This is a genomic window from Coprococcus sp. AF99-45, assembly GCF_027663865.1.
Taxonomy (GTDB): Bacteria; Bacillota; Clostridia; order Lachnospirales; family Lachnospiraceae; genus Allocoprococcus; species Allocoprococcus comes.
Genome location: NZ_JAQDGZ010000009.1, coordinates 79,599 through 95,693, shown reverse-complemented (window position 1 = coordinate 95,693; position 16,095 = coordinate 79,599). Strand labels below are relative to the sequence as shown.

General features: G+C 44.1%; 13 protein-coding genes. 1 reads left to right on the top strand and 12 read right to left on the bottom strand.

All coding sequences use genetic code 11. From position 1 onward, the window contains the following. The coding region (locus PGR14_RS08780; protein ID WP_270223279.1) for a tetratricopeptide repeat protein at positions 1-1,367 on the bottom strand (1,367 nt) is incomplete at its 3' end. Positions 1,368-2,683: 1,316 nt separating this feature from the next. Between PGR14_RS08780 and PGR14_RS08775 the strand changes: the two genes are divergently transcribed. Continuing rightward, on the top strand, positions 2,684-4,093 hold the full coding sequence (locus PGR14_RS08775; RefSeq protein ID WP_055155981.1) for an amidophosphoribosyltransferase: 1,410 nt from the start codon (positions 2,684-2,686) through the stop codon (positions 4,091-4,093). A gap of 285 nt (positions 4,094-4,378) precedes the next feature. Here PGR14_RS08775 and PGR14_RS08770 read toward each other — a convergent pair whose 3' ends face one another. The 11 genes from PGR14_RS08770 to PGR14_RS08720 form a co-directional block, all read right to left on the bottom strand. Continuing rightward, positions 4,379-6,388 (bottom strand): beta-propeller domain-containing protein, encoded by a 2,010-nt coding sequence (locus PGR14_RS08770; protein ID WP_270223278.1) that lies wholly within the window; start codon positions 6,386-6,388, stop codon positions 4,379-4,381. 28 nt (positions 6,389-6,416) lie between these two features. Beyond that, positions 6,417-6,884: an RNA polymerase sigma factor gene (locus tag PGR14_RS08765; protein WP_270223277.1), complete on the bottom strand. Its 468-nt coding sequence runs from the start codon at positions 6,882-6,884 to the stop codon at positions 6,417-6,419. A gap of 119 nt (positions 6,885-7,003) precedes the next feature. After that, positions 7,004-9,295: a hydratase gene (locus PGR14_RS08760; protein ID WP_270223276.1), complete on the bottom strand. Its 2,292-nt coding sequence runs from the start codon at positions 9,293-9,295 to the stop codon at positions 7,004-7,006. A gap of 11 nt (positions 9,296-9,306) precedes the next feature. Beyond that, positions 9,307-10,410: a PucR family transcriptional regulator gene (locus PGR14_RS08755; RefSeq protein WP_117835936.1), complete on the bottom strand. Its 1,104-nt coding sequence runs from the start codon at positions 10,408-10,410 to the stop codon at positions 9,307-9,309. A gap of 141 nt (positions 10,411-10,551) precedes the next feature. Further along, complete coding sequence (locus PGR14_RS08750; protein ID WP_270223275.1) at positions 10,552-11,079, bottom strand: signal peptidase I; 528 nt, start codon at positions 11,077-11,079, stop codon at positions 10,552-10,554. Positions 11,080-11,110: 31 nt separating this feature from the next. Further along, a complete protein-coding gene (locus tag PGR14_RS08745; protein ID WP_270223274.1) occupies positions 11,111-12,127 on the bottom strand; it encodes a hypothetical protein in 1,017 nt (338 codons plus the stop codon). A 4-nt stretch (positions 12,128-12,131) separates the two neighbouring features. Next, positions 12,132-12,887 (bottom strand): sortase B protein-sorting domain-containing protein, encoded by a 756-nt coding sequence (locus PGR14_RS08740; protein WP_175305396.1) that lies wholly within the window; start codon positions 12,885-12,887, stop codon positions 12,132-12,134. Between the two features lie 13 nt (positions 12,888-12,900). Beyond that, positions 12,901-13,647 carry a hypothetical protein gene (locus tag PGR14_RS08735; RefSeq protein WP_227120888.1) on the bottom strand — a complete coding sequence of 249 codons (747 nt, stop codon included), beginning with the start codon at positions 13,645-13,647 and terminating at the stop codon, positions 12,901-12,903. 12 nt (positions 13,648-13,659) lie between these two features. Then, positions 13,660-14,187 (bottom strand): hypothetical protein, encoded by a 528-nt coding sequence (locus PGR14_RS08730; protein WP_270223273.1) that lies wholly within the window; start codon positions 14,185-14,187, stop codon positions 13,660-13,662. 15 nt (positions 14,188-14,202) lie between these two features. Beyond that, positions 14,203-15,198, bottom strand: a complete 996-nt coding sequence (locus tag PGR14_RS08725; RefSeq protein WP_270223272.1) for a DUF5979 domain-containing protein — start codon at positions 15,196-15,198, stop codon at positions 14,203-14,205. A 29-nt stretch (positions 15,199-15,227) separates the two neighbouring features. Next, complete coding sequence (locus PGR14_RS08720; protein ID WP_055297454.1) at positions 15,228-16,094, bottom strand: class C sortase; 867 nt, start codon at positions 16,092-16,094, stop codon at positions 15,228-15,230. Position 16,095 lies beyond the last annotated feature (1 nt).

The following is a 16,095-nucleotide window of genomic DNA, read 5'->3' as shown; positions in this document are numbered from 1 at the left end:
GAATCGTCTTCATCCTCGTATTCAGCTTCTTCATCGTAAACCGCATCCGATTCATCATCTTCTTCGGAGTCAACGATTTCTTCAAAATCATTTTCTTCCGGATCTTCCTCGTCAGTGTCTGAAGCTTCTTTGGATGAATCTTCCGGGCTTTCAGTCGCTTCATCCTCTTCATCATCAACGAAATCTTCAGCATCTTCATCGGTGATTTCAGGCTCTTCACCATTTTCAAGCTGTTCCATCAGTTTGCGGATATCATCAGAAAGGATTGGTTTTGTAGCTCCAAGAACTTCCTCTTCTTCTTCTTTCTTCTTTTCGCGCAGGGCTTTTTCTTTCTCAGCTTCCTCCTGGCTCTTTTCAAGAATCTTTGCATTTTCACGCTGAGTTGCTTCCCAGTTGGCAAGAATTTCTTCAATCTTCATCTTACCGGTCATCTGTGAATCGTCTGAAGCAGATTCAGGAGCAACTGCACCACTTGCAACGGCAACACCGGCTTTCAGGGCATCTGAAAGGGAAGCACCGGAAATGGTTGTGGAAATATCGGAAGTGCTTCGAATCCGGGTTTTTGGCTGTGACTCAGCTTCTGGTTCGGAAGCATGTGTCCGGGCCATTGGCTCTGGAAGATCCGGAAGATCAATACTGTCTGTGACATGTACATCTTTGCGGACCTTGTCTGCAATTCGTGGATTCGGTGCCGGACGTTCTTTGGATTTTCGGAAGGAAGGTTTTCTCTTGGAAGAATCCTTACGGCCGATACCATCATTTCGATGATCGTATTTTTCCTGCTGAAGTGGAGTCAGCGGTTTGTATTTCATTTTAAGTTCCATTGCCTGGTATACATAAGTACCTTCGCTGAACCAGAGAATCAGATCATCACATTCATCAAGACATTCGGAAGTCATACCGGCTTCAGCGTATAATCTGGCAAGTTCATATGCCCATTTTTCAACGTATTCAGAATGCTTGAAATCTTCAAGAGCTTCAATCTGTTCTTTGACTGGCGCTTTCTGTGCTTTTAAGATCTTATACCGGAGAATGTACTGGTTTGGATCTTTCGGAGCAAGCTTGACAAATTCTTCGTAGCAATCAGCTGCTTCATCGAAATGTCCCAGCTTCAGAGAAATAATTCCCAGGCGGTATACAACCTTTCTGCTGGAAGGTGCTTTATCATACGCAATAAATAAGGTATCACGTGCTTTACCAAGTTCCCCCGCATTTTCATAGATTTCGCTTACGGTAGAGAGCATGGCGGTATTTTTTACTTTACGCCAGTCGATCGTATCTGCAATCGACATCGCTTTCTGGTAAGACTTCTGTTCGGCATACGCAAGCATCTGCTCTGTCTTTGCGCGATATTCATATTTATCCAACGTTTCTCACCTCATATGATTATTATTAATTATTTTACTTTTCCTCAGTAAGTCTGACTTTTGTACCAGAAACGGAAAACAAAAGTCTTATAATTTTACTTACTAAGTGTATCATAGAGCGTTGTCAATGTCAAAAATTACGGCTGATATTTTTCAGAAATGTTAAAAAAATATTACAAAAAATTCACAAATTGGGAGCTGGTAACAGAAAAAAAGGAGACAGCCATCTTTTGAATGGCTGTCTCGGAATATTCAATTGTAATTTTTATTTTTATATCGGAGGAATTAAGTAATTCTTATTCCTGTAAGTTCTTTGAGCATTTCATATGATATTCAGATTTTATAAAATTTATAAAAATGAAATCATATGAATCGATTTTGATCAATTCTGATCGTTCGTTATTTTATATAATCAGGTAATCCAATTTTGGTATTTATCAGCTTTCTCGTCACTGTTAAATTTACTTATCAATGAATGTTTCTTTACACATTTTCTGATCTTGAATTACTGTGGTATTTACTTCAATATGTCAACAAATGCTGAATCTTTTTATATCTTATAATCGCTTCCGGTTTATCTACTACTCCGACCTTTTTTATCATTAACTTTTCTCTTACCGGATTATAATCTATGGTTAAGGCTCATCTCACAGGAATTTACATTTGCCATACCATTAACATATTGAGTTTTAGATGATGAAATATCCAACGGTCAAAGCCTCCTTCCTTTCGTTCTCGTTCCAAAATTTTATCCGGATATTCTTTTTCTCTTATACTTTTTTCTGTTCAGAAGTCAGATATCAATTTTCTCTTATTATTATAAATTATCAATTTTAAAAATTGTTCTCTACACACTCCACTTACAAAACGCTCATAACTAAAATGTGTAGTTGCTTTTTTAAAACTTTCTAACCTTCAAATAACAATTATTCTTGTTACCCTTTTCTGATCTGGTTCTTCATCTTATACTCTTGGCGAGTATATATGAAACTATGTAACAGATTAAAAAAATATCTTTTTGAAATTCCCTTTCTCGTCAGGAACTTCTTTTCTTTTGGATTGACTTAATAATAACACCCAAATACTTATTTGTCAATATAATTTTAAAATAATTTTGATAAAATTAGAAAGAACTGAAAATGTAATATATATATCAGAAAATTCAAACAATTATAAATACGATTAGAAATAGTTATAGCCATTTGCAATATATTCGGGGTTTTGCTATTGTTTCCGTCCATAAATGCATGATACACTAAAAAATAGATGAAAAATACAGGCTATGGTATTGGGATAAAGAAAGGAGACCTACAGATATGGGAGGATTTTTTGGCGTTGCATCAAAAGAAGCATGTAATCTGGATCTTTTTTATGGAACAGATTATCATTCGCATCTTGGAACCCGCCGCGGAGGTATGGCTACTTACGGAAGTGATGGCTGGAAGAGAGCGATTCATAATATTGAAAATTCGCCGTTCCGTACAAAATTTGAAAAAGATGTTGATACAATGAAGGGAAATATTGGAATTGGATGTATTTCAGATTATGATCCACAGCCAATTCTGATCCAGTCGCATCTGGGGTGCTTTGGAATTACGACAGTAGGTAAGATCAATAATGCGGATCAGCTGATCCGGAATCTTTATGAAAATGGACATACACATTTTCAGTCTATGACCAATGGACAGATCAATTCTACAGAGCTGGTTGCGGCATTGATCTGTAAAAAGGATTCGTTTGTTGAGGGAATCCGTTATGTGCAGTCAGTAGTTGAAGGCTCGATGACGCTTCTGCTTCTGACAGAGAATGGAATTTATGCAGCCAGAGACCTTCTCGGACGTACACCGGTTGTGATCGGAAAGAAAGAGAATGCATACTGCGTTTCCTTTGAAAGCTTTGCATATATCAACCTTGGATACACAGATTACAAAGAGCTGGGACCTGGGGAAATCGTCTACGTGACACCGGAATCTGTGGAGACTGTAAGTCCTGCATGTGAAAAGATGAGAATCTGTTCGTTCCTGTGGGTATACTATGGATATCCTACTTCTTCTTATGAAGGGGTTGGTGTAGAAGAGATGCGTTACAACTGTGGAAAGCTTTTAGCACAGAGAGATGACCATTCGATCGATGTGGATATTGTTGCAGGAGTTCCGGATTCGGGTATCGCTCATGCGATAGGCTATGCAAATGAATCAGGTATTCCGTATGCAAGACCATTTATCAAATATACTCCGACCTGGCCAAGATCCTTCATGCCGACAACACAAAGTCAGCGTAATCTGATCGCCAGAATGAAACTGATTCCGGTACATAGTCTGATCGAAGACAGGAGCCTGCTGCTGATCGATGATTCTATCGTGCGTGGCACACAGCTCCGTGAGACGACAGAGTTCCTGTATCAGAGTGGCGCAAAAGAAGTGCATGTCCGCCCGGCATGTCCACCGCTTTTGTACGGATGCAAATATTTAAACTTCTCCCGTTCCAAATCAGACCTGGATCTGATCACAAGAAGGATCATCCGTGAGTGGGAAGGCGACAATGATGTCAATGTACTGGGTGAATATGCGGATCCGAACAGTGACCGGTATGCAGCAATGCTGGAGGAAATCCGCAAGAGACAGAATTTCACTTCACTTCGTTATCACAGACTGGATGATCTGATCAAATCAATCGGGATTGATGCATGCCAGGTATGTACCTACTGCTTTAACGGTGTGGAATAACAGGTAAATGAAAATATAAAACAGGTGTCCACGTAAGTATATCTTAGTGATATATCCCAGTGGGCACCTGTTTTTGTGTATACGATGAGCCAAGTGCAGATTTGTGCTTGCACAAGGATCTGCATTTGGCGAATGTACATCATCGAGCTGTTAAACGAGATGATGTACAAAGTATAAGAATCGAGTAGGAGTCAGCCTACTCGATTATATACGATTTTGGTGTATACAATGATGTGGAATGGTGTACAAAGCATGCGGAGCGGCAGCTCCTTCTGCAAAGCTGCACTATAGCAGCAGATCATCTATCTTCACATAGTCTCCCATCCGGTATGCTTCAATTGCATTTCCATTGATCACATAGAACTTTTCGTTTGCATACATACCGCGGGTTCCAAGATAAGAATTACCGTTGACTTCCTCCTGCATCTGTACCTGGAAACCCTGATCTTTATCGTAAGAAAGGATCACATACTGGTTGGCAGATCCGGAAAGCGGAAAGCCGATCAGATTCTTTTCCGGATCAACCAGTGCTGCACGGTAGTCAGAAAAAACATCCGAGTAATAGTACTGATCCAGTGTGTACTTGCTGACTTCCTTCACATCCGAAGGATCACTGATATCAAACATGGAGATTTTTACCCCGTTTGTAATGCCATTTTCATCGGTATCCATACCGATGCCAAGAAGCAGGTTATCACTGTAAAAATGCAGGTATTCCGAAAAGCCGGGAATTTTCAGCTTGCCAAGGATCTTCGGATTCTCCGGATCGGAAAAGTCTACGGAGAATAAAGGATCTGTCTGTTCATAAGTTACAAAGTAACCGGTATCGCCCAAAAATCTTGCGGAATAGATCTGTTCATTTTTGGCAAGATCCTCGATCTTACCGATTGTTTTCAAATTTGCATCCAGCACATAGACTGCATTGGACTGTGAAGAGCTTCCGACATTATGCGTAACCGTTGTCACCAGCCGCAACGTATTGTCATACTCATCAATGCTGAAGGAATCGTTCAGATATCCTTTTACTTTGCCCTGGGCAGAGCCGGAAAGTTTTCCTTTATTGTAAGACAGCTTGCGGAGGATCGTCTGATTCTTTGCCGCAAGATTATCTGCGAGGATACTGCTGTTCGCATACTCGTAAATATAAATGTTGTTCTCACTCACATAGACTTCGCCATTCTCAGACATGACTGCTTTCTGGTCTGCTGCCTCATCCGGACTGGAAGCGGAAACGGAGCTGACAACAAGGTACTGGTCTGCTGCATGGTTCGTCGGGAGATAGATATCCGACTGCTTCAGAAGATTGTCACCAACAAGCGGAACATAGGAAGGATAATCTTTTTTGGTGATCGTATCGTAAATATAATAGTCGCTGAATACATACAGATATCCGTCTTTAAAACGTGAAGTGCGGTAGTAACCACTCTGATCCACGGTTCCGATGGATTTCGGATTGTTGATATCTGCCAGATCATAAGTCTGGATACGGGTACAGCTGCCGCGGTACAAGGTTTTACTGTCAGAATCAACCTGCGTGTTCTGCATGTTGCCAAGGACAAAAAGCTTCTGGTCACTCAGGTAAAATTCGGATGCCTGAAAATTCTCATTCAGCGAAATACCGGAAACAACCTTCATCTGATCAGACCGGATATCTACAATGGAAATTTCCTGTGAGTTTGCTTTCAGTGTATAAAGATAACTTCCATCCGTTTTTACAATGTCTGCTTCACCGACACCCTCTGTGCGGACGTTGGTATCGGAAAATGAAGTATCCACAGCACGTGCAGAGGCTGTTGAAGAATCCGAAGAGGAGCTGGAACTATCGGTGCGTGCACCACTGTCAGCTGTTTCAGTTGAATACATGACAATTCCGCTGTCGGTTGAACCGGTAACAGATGAAGAATCCAACTCATCCTGATAAGATTGCAGGTATGTGTAGACTTCATCATAATCGGTTGCAGTCTCTAAAGTATCGGAAGAGGCAAGCTTACCGGAGGATGTACCGATTGAAGAACTGCCTTTTGTGGAAGAAGTGGCTGAGTCTGAAGAAAGATTCTGCTGGCGGATGTGGGCGCCAATGCCGACAACCAGTATCAGTGCGGCAGCGATAAGTCCTCCGCGCATCCGGTGGCCGCGGGAAAATCCATGCTTTTTCGGGATATGTCTGGAAGCCTGAGTGCGGTTATGCTCTTCCAGCATTTTCATAATCTGATCCGGTGCAAGGCTTTCCGGAACAGGAGTTTTTTCCGTAGATTGTTTTATTTTATCCAGTATTTCTTTTTCGTGATCTGTCATATGAAACACCTCCTATTACTCTTTTATCCTACTCTTTCAGAAGCCAGCTCATCTTTTCGAGGGCACGCTTTCTGCGGGAGCGGACTGTATTCGGGTTCAGCCTTAGCATTTTTCCAATCTCTTTACTGTTGTAACCGCCATAGACGGATAAGCCGATGATCAGCTGATCGTCTTCATCGAGAATAAGAAAAGCACGTTCCACATCTGTGCGGAGTCCGTCACAGTATGTGGCAGAAGCATGATCTTCTTTCAGCTCGGTCTCGGTCCGTTCACGGCTCTTTAACTTCCGGCGGCACACATTTGCCAGAATCTGAAAGATCCAGGAACGGAATGCTGATTCTTTGCGTAATTTATGTATGTTCTCATAGGCGGAAAGAACGGCTTCACTGACGGCGTCTTCTGCATCCTGCGGATGATGCATCATGCAGAGCGCAAAACGATACAGATCCTGATAAACCGTCTTATATAATTCTTTAAATGCAATTGCATCGATCATAAGGTCCCTCCTCTCATAACAGGTTCTTTGTATATAAGAGTATAAAAAAGTCGGAAGTGTTGCAAAAAGGGACAGAAAAATTTCCGTCCCTTTTAAATCATATCATTGTCTGAGAAAAATTAACCTCTGTAATAATTGATCAGACATCCTTTGAGGATGATCTCACGTTCTGCATCCGTCAGATCACCGAGCTTCAGATCGATCTCCTTCAGATCATCGCCTACGACATAAGCCTTGATCGTGGAAACTTTATCTTCTACTGCTTTGCGGATATCCGGCACGAAGAGATAGTCACCGTTCCTGAAAGAAAGCTTTGTGTGTTCCTCTTCGGTAATAAACGGAAGCATGCCCCAGTTGATCAGGTTCGAGCGGTAACGTTTGGTTGCGTACTCATTCGCGATATTCGCCCAGCCGCCGAGGACCTTCTGGCAGGAAGCAGCCTGCTCACGGGCAGAACCATCACCAGGTTTGACCGCGAAAATGGTACTTCCGACACCGATATTTCCTTTGCCGACTTCCGGATAAGACTTCTGGATTGCTGCCATCACCGGTTTTAATTCATCCAGTACATCCAGTGGACAAGTACCTGCTTCAATCGCTTTCTGGGCTTTCTGGACCTCTTTCGCGCGTCCTACATAGGCAGGATCCTTTCTGGAAAGTGCAAATTCAGCAAGTCCAAGCGGGTTGGAACGATAAGAAGAAGTCTCGCCGGACGGGATCAGTTCGTCTGTCGTTGTAACCGGATCGTGGATCTCAGATACGACCTTCAGGATCAGATTCTCAGGAAGAGCGCTCATTGCCGGCCAGTCTTTGATGTTCGGTCCGAATTTGATCTCAACCGAAGGATCAGCAACGCCGTGGCTGTCAAATACACGGTTGGCGTAAATTCTGGAATCAAAGTGGTAGGTCGGGTTCTTGTATTCAATATCAAAATCTGTTGCCGGAGTAAGGAAACCTTTGTTCGCAGCAGTTGCGGCAATGGAACGTGCATCCATAAGGGCAACAGATGCGATCTGTCCACTCTGCAGCTTGCTTCCTTCACGGTTCGGGAAGTTACGGGTAGAGTGACGGATGGAAAATGCATTGTTTGCCGGAGTGTCCCCTGCACCGAAGCACGGTCCGCAGAAGGCAGTCTTCACGATCGTACCGGCTTCCATCAGGTCAGCAACCGCACCATTTTTCACAAGCTCCATGTAGATCGGTGTACTTGCCGGGTAAACACTGAAGGTAAATTCATCTGATCCGATGTATTTGCCACGGATGATGTCTGCGGCAGCACAGATATTTTCAAAACCGCCGCCGGCACAGCCTGCGATGATACCCTGATCGACATAAAGCTTACCATTTACGATCTTGTCCTGAAGAGAGTAATCCACAGCACCGTCCAGGCTTACCAGCGCGCGCTGCTCTACATCGTGGAGAACATCTGCAAGGTTGGCATTGACATCCTCGATGGTGTAGACATTGGACGGATGGAACGGCATGGCGATCATAGGCTTGATCTCGCTCAAATTGACGTATACAAGACCGTCATAGTAAGCGACTGCGCCAGGCTCCAGTTCCCTGAAGTCATCACTTCTTCCGTGGATATCGTAGAACTCTTTGATCTTGTCATCGGTTCTCCAGATAGAAGAGAGGCAGGTTGTCTCTGTCGTCATAACATCGATTCCGATACGGAAGTCTGCACTTAATTTGCCAACGCCAGGTCCGACAAATTCCATGACCTTGTTATTGACATAGCCATTGCCGAAGGTTGCGCCGATGATCGCAAGGGCAACGTCCTGCGGTCCGACACCTTTCATCGGTTCGCCGTCCAGATAGATTCCGACAACGCCCGGCATCTTGATATCATAAGTCTTGTTCAGAAGCTGTTTTACAAGTTCCGGTCCGCCCTCTCCCATTGCCATGGTACCGAGTGCACCATAACGGGTGTGGCTGTCAGAACCAAGGATCATCTTGCCGCCGCCTGCGAGCATTTCACGGGCAAACTGGTGGATAACGGCCTGATGAGGCGGAACATAGACACCGCCGTACTTCTTCGCACAGGTCAGTCCAAACATGTGGTCATCTTCATTGATTGTACCGCCGACTGCACACAGAGAGTTATGGCAGTTGGTCAGAACATAAGGGATCGGGAATTTCTCCAGTCCGGATGCTCTTGCAGTCTGGATGATTCCGACAAAGGTAATGTCGTGCGAAGTCAGCTTGTCAAATTTGATCTGAAGTTGCTGCATATTACCGGAAGTATTATGCGCACTTAAGATCCCATAAGCCATTGTTTCTTTTGCAGCAGCTTCTTTTGTTGTCTCAATACCTGTCTTGCTTTTTACGGCAGCAAGTGCATCGGGTGCATCTGCAATTACCTCAGTACCGTGTAAAAGATAGGCACCGCCTTCGTATAATTTCACCATATCATGTCCTCCTATTTTCTGTTTTCTATGAATTTCATGTGGTCTGCGACCATCAGAGCAATCTTAAATGTCAGGGCGTCCTCAAAGACTCTGACATCCAGCCCGGTCTGCTTCTGGATCTTCTCCAGCCGGTAGACGAGCGTATTCCGGTGGACGAAAAGCTGTCTCGCTGTCTCCGAAATATTCAGGCTGTTTTCAAAAAATTTATCAACTGTGGATAAGGTTTCTTCGTCAAACTGATCAACGGTATTTCCGGCAAATACTTCTTCCAGGAACATCTCGCATAAGGAAACGGGAAGCTGGTGGATCAGCCGTCCGATACCGAGTTCGCGGTAGGATAAAATATTGCGTTCCGGATAGAAGATACGTCCCACATCCAGAGCCATGCCAGCTTCTTTGTAAGACTGTGAGACCTCTTTGAGTTCGGGAATGATGGTTCCGAAGGAAAGCCGGACATTGACCATAGCTTCGGTGTTGATCGCATTCACCAGCATATCGGCAGTCGAACGGATCGTATCATAATCATCCGTACTGTCAAGGGACTTGATCAGAATAATATGTCCCTCATCTACGGCAGTAACAAAATCACCGGTTCCCGAGGAATAAATCCCACGGATCATATCCAGGACGATCGTGTCATCCGGATTCTTCGGTTCGATCAGATAGACGACTCTGCGCTGCTCAACTGTAATACCAAGCTTTTTCGCCTGGTTGTAGATATCTACGAGAAGCAGGTTATCCAGGAGCAGGTTCTGGATAAAACGGTTACGGTCAAGACGTTCGCTTCCGGATCTTAAAAGGCTCTCCAGCTGGCAGACACTTAAGCGTCCGCTGGTATGCACATCAATCTCATTATTGTGCTCGATCACGAAAATATAAGTCAGTTCATCATCATCATAAACCGGAAACAGACCATAGCATTCATCCAGGTGCTCCTCCGATACGCCGGTAACCTCCAGCTCTTTTAAAAATGAGCAGACAGCTTTTTTTACTGCAGGCTTCTCCTTACCTACAGCTGCAAGCATCACTCCGTCTGTGTTCCAGATGGAACAGTTACACTCGATGATATCCCCTATTTCATTGATTGTTCTCTGTAAAATCTGGTTGGATAACAATCTGTTCACCTCTCCATTCTTTTCAATATATGACAAATGGGAGAATTGTGAAATTCCCCCATCTTCTTCTGACAATACAATCTGATATTATTTTAGCAAATGTTTCACACTTTAGCAAGCTAAAATGAAAAACGTTCTCTCTTATTCGTCTACGTCATCGCGTCTGTCAAGCATGGCAGCAACGATTTCAAGAATCACAGCAAGACCGATGATGGATGCGGCAGCAATCTTGCCGGCAGTGCCGGTGGCTGCCTGTGCGATACCGCCGACAACCGGAACAGAAAGCTTTACTTTTCCGATGTAGTTGTTGTAAGGGATCGGATTCATATCTTTTTCCTCATTGGCATCCCCTTTGGTGATAAACTGTCCCATCGCCGGGCTGTTGGATACTACACGGTGGGTGATGATCGAGCTGTCTGCATTGTTGCTGTAAAAAGCAATAACATCATCTTTGACGATCGTGTCTGGTTCTTCATACCGGACATAGACCAGGCTTCCCGTCGGGATCGCCGGTTCCATGCTCCCACTGATCACGGTGTATATCTGAAAACCAAAAGCTTTCGGAAGCGTCAGCGGAATACAGGCAAGAATCAGTACTGTCAGTAAAACAGTGCCCAGTGCACTGCAAAATGCAGCCACCGGGCTTTTCTTTTTCTTCGTTCTCTTCAAAAAAGACTTCTCCTTTAGTGCCGCGCTTTTTTTATTTTGCACGTTTTTTCAAGAATACAATCAGTCCTACGAGAGCTGCTACCGCAACAACGATAATGCCGATCCCTGCTGCGATCGGAGTCTTGCTCGTCTTGTCTTTCGCATCGATATTTCCTTTTGGAGTGTCTTCATCATCCAGATCTACCAGAGACTTTGGTGTCTGTTCATCCTCAGATGTTGCAGTATCTTTATCTTTAGCTGTCGTATCCTGAGAATTGTTATCTGTCATTGTACCATCGGTTGTACCGGTTGTGGTTCCGTCTGTTGTGCCACCGGTAGTTCCGGTTGTAGTGCCACTGGTAGTTCCGGTTGTAGTTCCACCGGTAGTTCCGGCAGTTCCACCGGTTGTGCCGCCTGTCGTGCCACCTGCTGTACCGACATTACCGGTACCTGTGCCAGGAGTTGCTGTACCAGGAACAGTCGTTGTGATGGTGGTTGTTGTTGTAACAACACGGTCTGTAGCACCCGGTTTGTAGGTAAACGTAAATACATTCTCAGATTCATTATTACTCAAAGTCTTGGTAAGTGCAAGAGCATCTGGAATATAATTCTCGATATACTGATAAGCGACGATTGGTTTGTCACCGACATTTCCGTAGAAGGTCTGGCTTTCTGCAAGCGCCTTACCGGAAGCATCCTGATAGTTTACGGTGTAGGCAACCATGTCCTTTTTGATTCCATAGGCTACTACATAGTCGGCATCGCCAGTTACATTGTCTAATACAGGAGAAGCAAGAGCTTCTTCATTGTCACGTCCGCTGAGACGGATTCCTTTGACATAGTATTTGTCATCGGTTACCTGAACGTCCTTCAGATTAAAAGTAACAGTAGAACCGGCGACAAGAGAATCCCGCTCCTCTTTAGCCTGGCCGTTTATCGTTCCTTTATTACCTGCAGATAAAGTTACCTTATAGGTATACCCGTTAGCAGCCATAACGCTCATCGTGGATGCACCGATCGTCATTGATACAGTCAGAAGAGAAACCAGTAATTTTTTCCATCTTTTCATCTGCTTACTCTCCTTTCCGTCTGCGTTTCTTTGTGTTCTTGTTATATGTGTAGATTCCGTATGCCAGAAGGATCAGTCCACTGATCAGTGTAAGTACACTAAAGAGAAGGACTCTTGCGGTATCACCGGTCTTTACGGTATTGGTTGTCTTGACGATTTTCGTCTTGGTAATGGTATTGCTTACTTTTACCTTTTCCACTGCAAAGTTCATACGAAGCTTTGCGAGCGTGTTCTGATAACCATTGCCCTGTGTCTCACCTTCGATACCGATGGTAAGGTGTACGGTTCCGGTACCATTGGAAGCAAGACGACCGAGGTAGAAATATTTCTCGGTAGAGTTTCCAAGCTCCTTCAGACCTTCACCGGTCTTAGAAGAACCTTCACCTCCGACGGTATCACTGTTATAGAGTACCTTTTCGGTATTGTCACTTCCAACATAAGTCAGCTTGTATTCGTAAGCACCGCCTTCAGCGGATTCCTGTGCTTCCTCCAGTGTCTGGATGATCTCATTGGTCATGTACCAATCGGTCTCGCCTTTATCGGAGTTTTTCAGCTGAACCTTCAATTCGATGCTGTCACCCGGCTGGATCGTTGCCAGCTCATCGGAAACAGTCTTGTTTTCAAAATTGCTTTCCATCTTGTCGCCGGTGAAATGAACCTGCCATCCGTCGGCTCCCTGATAATCCTTTGCAAATGCAGTTGTGTGTACCCCTGCTGCCATTATCACTGTCATGGCGAGGCACAAAATTTTCTTTTTCATACTCTGTACCTCCCTACTGTAAGCTCATTGTTGTTTCGTCGTCTGATACATTCACGTCCACGCCCCAGGCACTCTTGATTGCGTCCTTTGCGTTGTGTGTCTGAACTGCATCCACCTCTGCGTCAATGTGGAAGGTGTAACCATTGTACTTGTAAGTATAAGTGATGGTTTTGTCCTTTACTGTTTTCTCTACCTCTGTTGCAATCTTCGGATCAATGCGGAGTGTGTCAGATAATGCCGGTGTGGTATCTCCGGCTTTTACTGCCTTTGTGTAATAAAGAACGGTTCTTTCGTCGGTGGTCTGCTGATCTGCAACTACCCAGCCGTTAGCGGTAAGGAAATTCAGTTCGATCAGATCTGGTGAAAGAGTGGTGTTCTTATTGCCCTCTTTGTCCTGCCAGCTCTTGGTAAGGATCACACGCACGAAGGTGTCGATGTTACCGCTGTTCTGAACACTGAGCTCTTCTTTGTATTTCTTTCCGGGTGCGAATTTCTCCTTTTCTCCGAGAAGGCCTGTCAGGAGTTCCCCGTTTGTTACTTCTTGCTGGTTCTTAGATGTAAAATCCTGGCTGCTGACGACATCGCCATTCTCTAAAAGAGATACGCCGATATTCTGCATCTCGATCTGTGCGGAATAATTCTCACTGTAGTAGGTGAGTGCGGCACGTGTACTGCCGACAGTACTGCCAATCAACAGGAGCGCTGATGCTGTCAGAAGCAGGGCCGATTTTTTTGGAAATGATTTCTTTTTCTTTTTCATCTTCGTTCCCTCCTATTCTGTGGTTTTACTGTCTTCTGTTGTCTCAGTTGTGATTACATGATTCCAGTCTGGATATGGCTTTCCATTTTCATCGTAAAGAACCGGTGTGCATTCCTGGATAACCACGATATTGAATTCTTCCGGTTTATCCTTCCCTTCCGGGAATTTGTAAGAGATATTAAGTTCCTTGAGTTCCGGTGTGGTTTCGCCTGCCGGAAGAACGCCTTCATAGTGCCAATAACCATCATCTTCGGCTTGCCATCCGCCATTCGGAGCAGTATAGGTAAGTTCCATTGGGGCAAATGCTTTTACTCTTACGAAGCAATCATAATCACCGGTATTTGTAATGGTGACGTGCTTGCCATCTTTATCGACTGTTTCGTTAGGGATGGTTTCGGTAAATCCCATATTCATCGTCACACCGCCACCGGCTGTTGTATAAGTTGTGAAGTATGCCATTGCACTTCCAACTGCCAGGGTTCCGGTAAGAGCAAGTGTTGCTGTTGCCATGATAAGTGGTTTTTTATGTAACTTTCTCATTCCGACTCCCCCTTCCTAGTTCTTTTCTGCCGGTTCGGTGTACTGATACTGACCATTTTCGTTCAGCTTGAAATTATTTTTTACACCGTAGCCGCCATTCATATTGTCATCGACATCATTTGTAAAGGAAACGGATGCCAGATCGCCCTTTGCATCTTTATCGGTTGCTACAATCGTTGTCTCTTGATCATTTTCTGAGATAAGCTTGTAGCTTGCACCGCTGTACTCTTCTTTAACAGTTACTGTAGCTCCTGCAGGAATCTTTGTAATTGTTACGGAAGAGTCACCTGCGGCCTCAAAGTCAAGTGATTCGATGCGGGTTTCTGTTTTACCCTTAAGAGGTGTAATCTCAATCTTGAATACGAAGGTTGCTTTTTTACCGGTTGTTGCATTGTGATTTTTAAGTCTTTTATTGATTATCAGATCACCATATCTTGCATGTTCTTCATGTTTCAGACCAATTGCATTGGTAGCTGTCAGATCGTAGATCCAGTTATCGTTACCATTGCTGTAATAATTATTGGTCGGAAGTGATACCAGGTAAGGTGTAAATGTATAGGTATAATTCGTGGTAACTACTTCCGGTGTATCGACAAGGTAAAGTCCGGTAGCAAGATCAGCCAGACTTCCGGTTCCAGCTTTTAAAGTAACTGTAGCGGTTTTTTTTACGGATTTTGTCAGCATCTCCTGCGCCTCTTTGGCACGGTCAGCCCATTTGCTTGCTGCCGTATCTTTATCATCGGCACTTACCGAAGATACATCCAGTCCGGTGAAATCTTTGGTTGCGGTATAGTTACCGGATACGTCTACATCTGCCACCTTATAAAGATTCACTTGAATGGCGGTAGTTGTCAGTTCGTTGCCTTCCCCGCTTACATTAAATGCAACCGAACACTTCCGGTTCGTATCGATCGCATTCGCAGCTCTGGCACCAGGCAGAGTGAGAAGCGGAAATGCAAGAGCGAGAGCTAACAAAAACGTTGTTCCCTGTTTTAATCGTTTATTCATCATCGCCTCATGTCCTCCTTAAGAAATCTTGGTTATTCTTTGTGAGCTTTTCTCTTGGAAAGGAATCGCAAGAGAATGATCACAAGAATCGTGATTGAAAGTCCTAAAATTAAATAGAGCATATAATAATTCTGAATGGCTTTTACCATAGAATCTGTAACTGATTCGGTAGCATCCTCTTCGCCGTTATATGGAACTCTGGTTCCTCTTACGAGAAGACGATGGGAGTTGACTCCATATGGTGTACAGGTAAATAAAGTTACCTGGTCTTTTCCTTCTTCAATCTGGAGTGCTTTCTCCAGTGTTTCATGATCGTCTTTGTCTACCATTGGAAGAATCTGGTCTACCTTGTAGGCAAGGACTTCATCCAGTACATGGATGTAAAATTTATCGCCAACTTTGAGCTGATCGATATCTGTAAAAAGCTTTGCGCTTGGAAGTCCACGGTGAGCTGCGAGAACACTGTGGGTACTCTCCCCTCCGATCGGAAGCTTTGTGCCGTTCAGATGTCCGACTCCTGTCTGAAGTTCATCATCACCGGTGCCATGGTAAATGGCAAGCTTGATGTTGATCTTCGGAATGGAAAGGTATCCCATTACACCGTCATCTGCAACGTTCAGGATCTTCCAGTATTCGGTATCTTTGATGTCATTTTCATCTTCACCAAATACATCTCCGTAGAGGTTGTTCTGCTGAATGGTATCATTGAAAGCTTTTGCCTTTTCCCACTCAGAGGTGAAGTCCTCCGGTTCCATGTCCTGTATTGTATTGTCATAGCTGCTGATCAGCTGATTCTGTCTGTAGGTGTTCCACTGGTTGGATACCGTCGGGTAGATCAGAATCCCAAATCCTATCAAGAATAACAGACCGAAAAGGAAGGTTGAGATTTTTCTTTTCATA

Bases quoted from the DNA above. Each gene is read 5' to 3' on its own strand.
- PGR14_RS08730 (WP_270223273.1), bottom strand. From the start codon at position 14,187: ATGAGAAAGTTACATAAAAAACCACTTATCATGGCAACAGCAACACTT.
- PGR14_RS08725 (WP_270223272.1), bottom strand. From the start codon at position 15,198: ATGATGAATAAACGATTAAAACAGGGAACAACGTTTTTGTTAGCTCTC.
- PGR14_RS08770 (WP_270223278.1), bottom strand. From the start codon at position 6,388: ATGACAGATCACGAAAAAGAAATACTGGATAAAATAAAACAATCTACG.
- PGR14_RS08740 (WP_175305396.1), bottom strand. From the start codon at position 12,887: ATGAAAAAGAAAATTTTGTGCCTCGCCATGACAGTGATAATGGCAGCA.
- PGR14_RS08775 (WP_055155981.1), top strand. From the start codon at position 2,684: ATGGGAGGATTTTTTGGCGTTGCATCAAAAGAAGCATGTAATCTGGAT.
- PGR14_RS08735 (WP_227120888.1), bottom strand. From the start codon at position 13,647: ATGAAAAAGAAAAAGAAATCATTTCCAAAAAAATCGGCCCTGCTTCTG.
- PGR14_RS08720 (WP_055297454.1), bottom strand. From the start codon at position 16,094: ATGAAAAGAAAAATCTCAACCTTCCTTTTCGGTCTGTTATTCTTGATA.
- PGR14_RS08760 (WP_270223276.1), bottom strand. From the start codon at position 9,295: ATGGTGAAATTATACGAAGGCGGTGCCTATCTTTTACACGGTACTGAG.
- PGR14_RS08745 (WP_270223274.1), bottom strand. From the start codon at position 12,127: ATGAAAAGATGGAAAAAATTACTGGTTTCTCTTCTGACTGTATCAATG.
- PGR14_RS08765 (WP_270223277.1), bottom strand. From the start codon at position 6,884: ATGATCGATGCAATTGCATTTAAAGAATTATATAAGACGGTTTATCAG.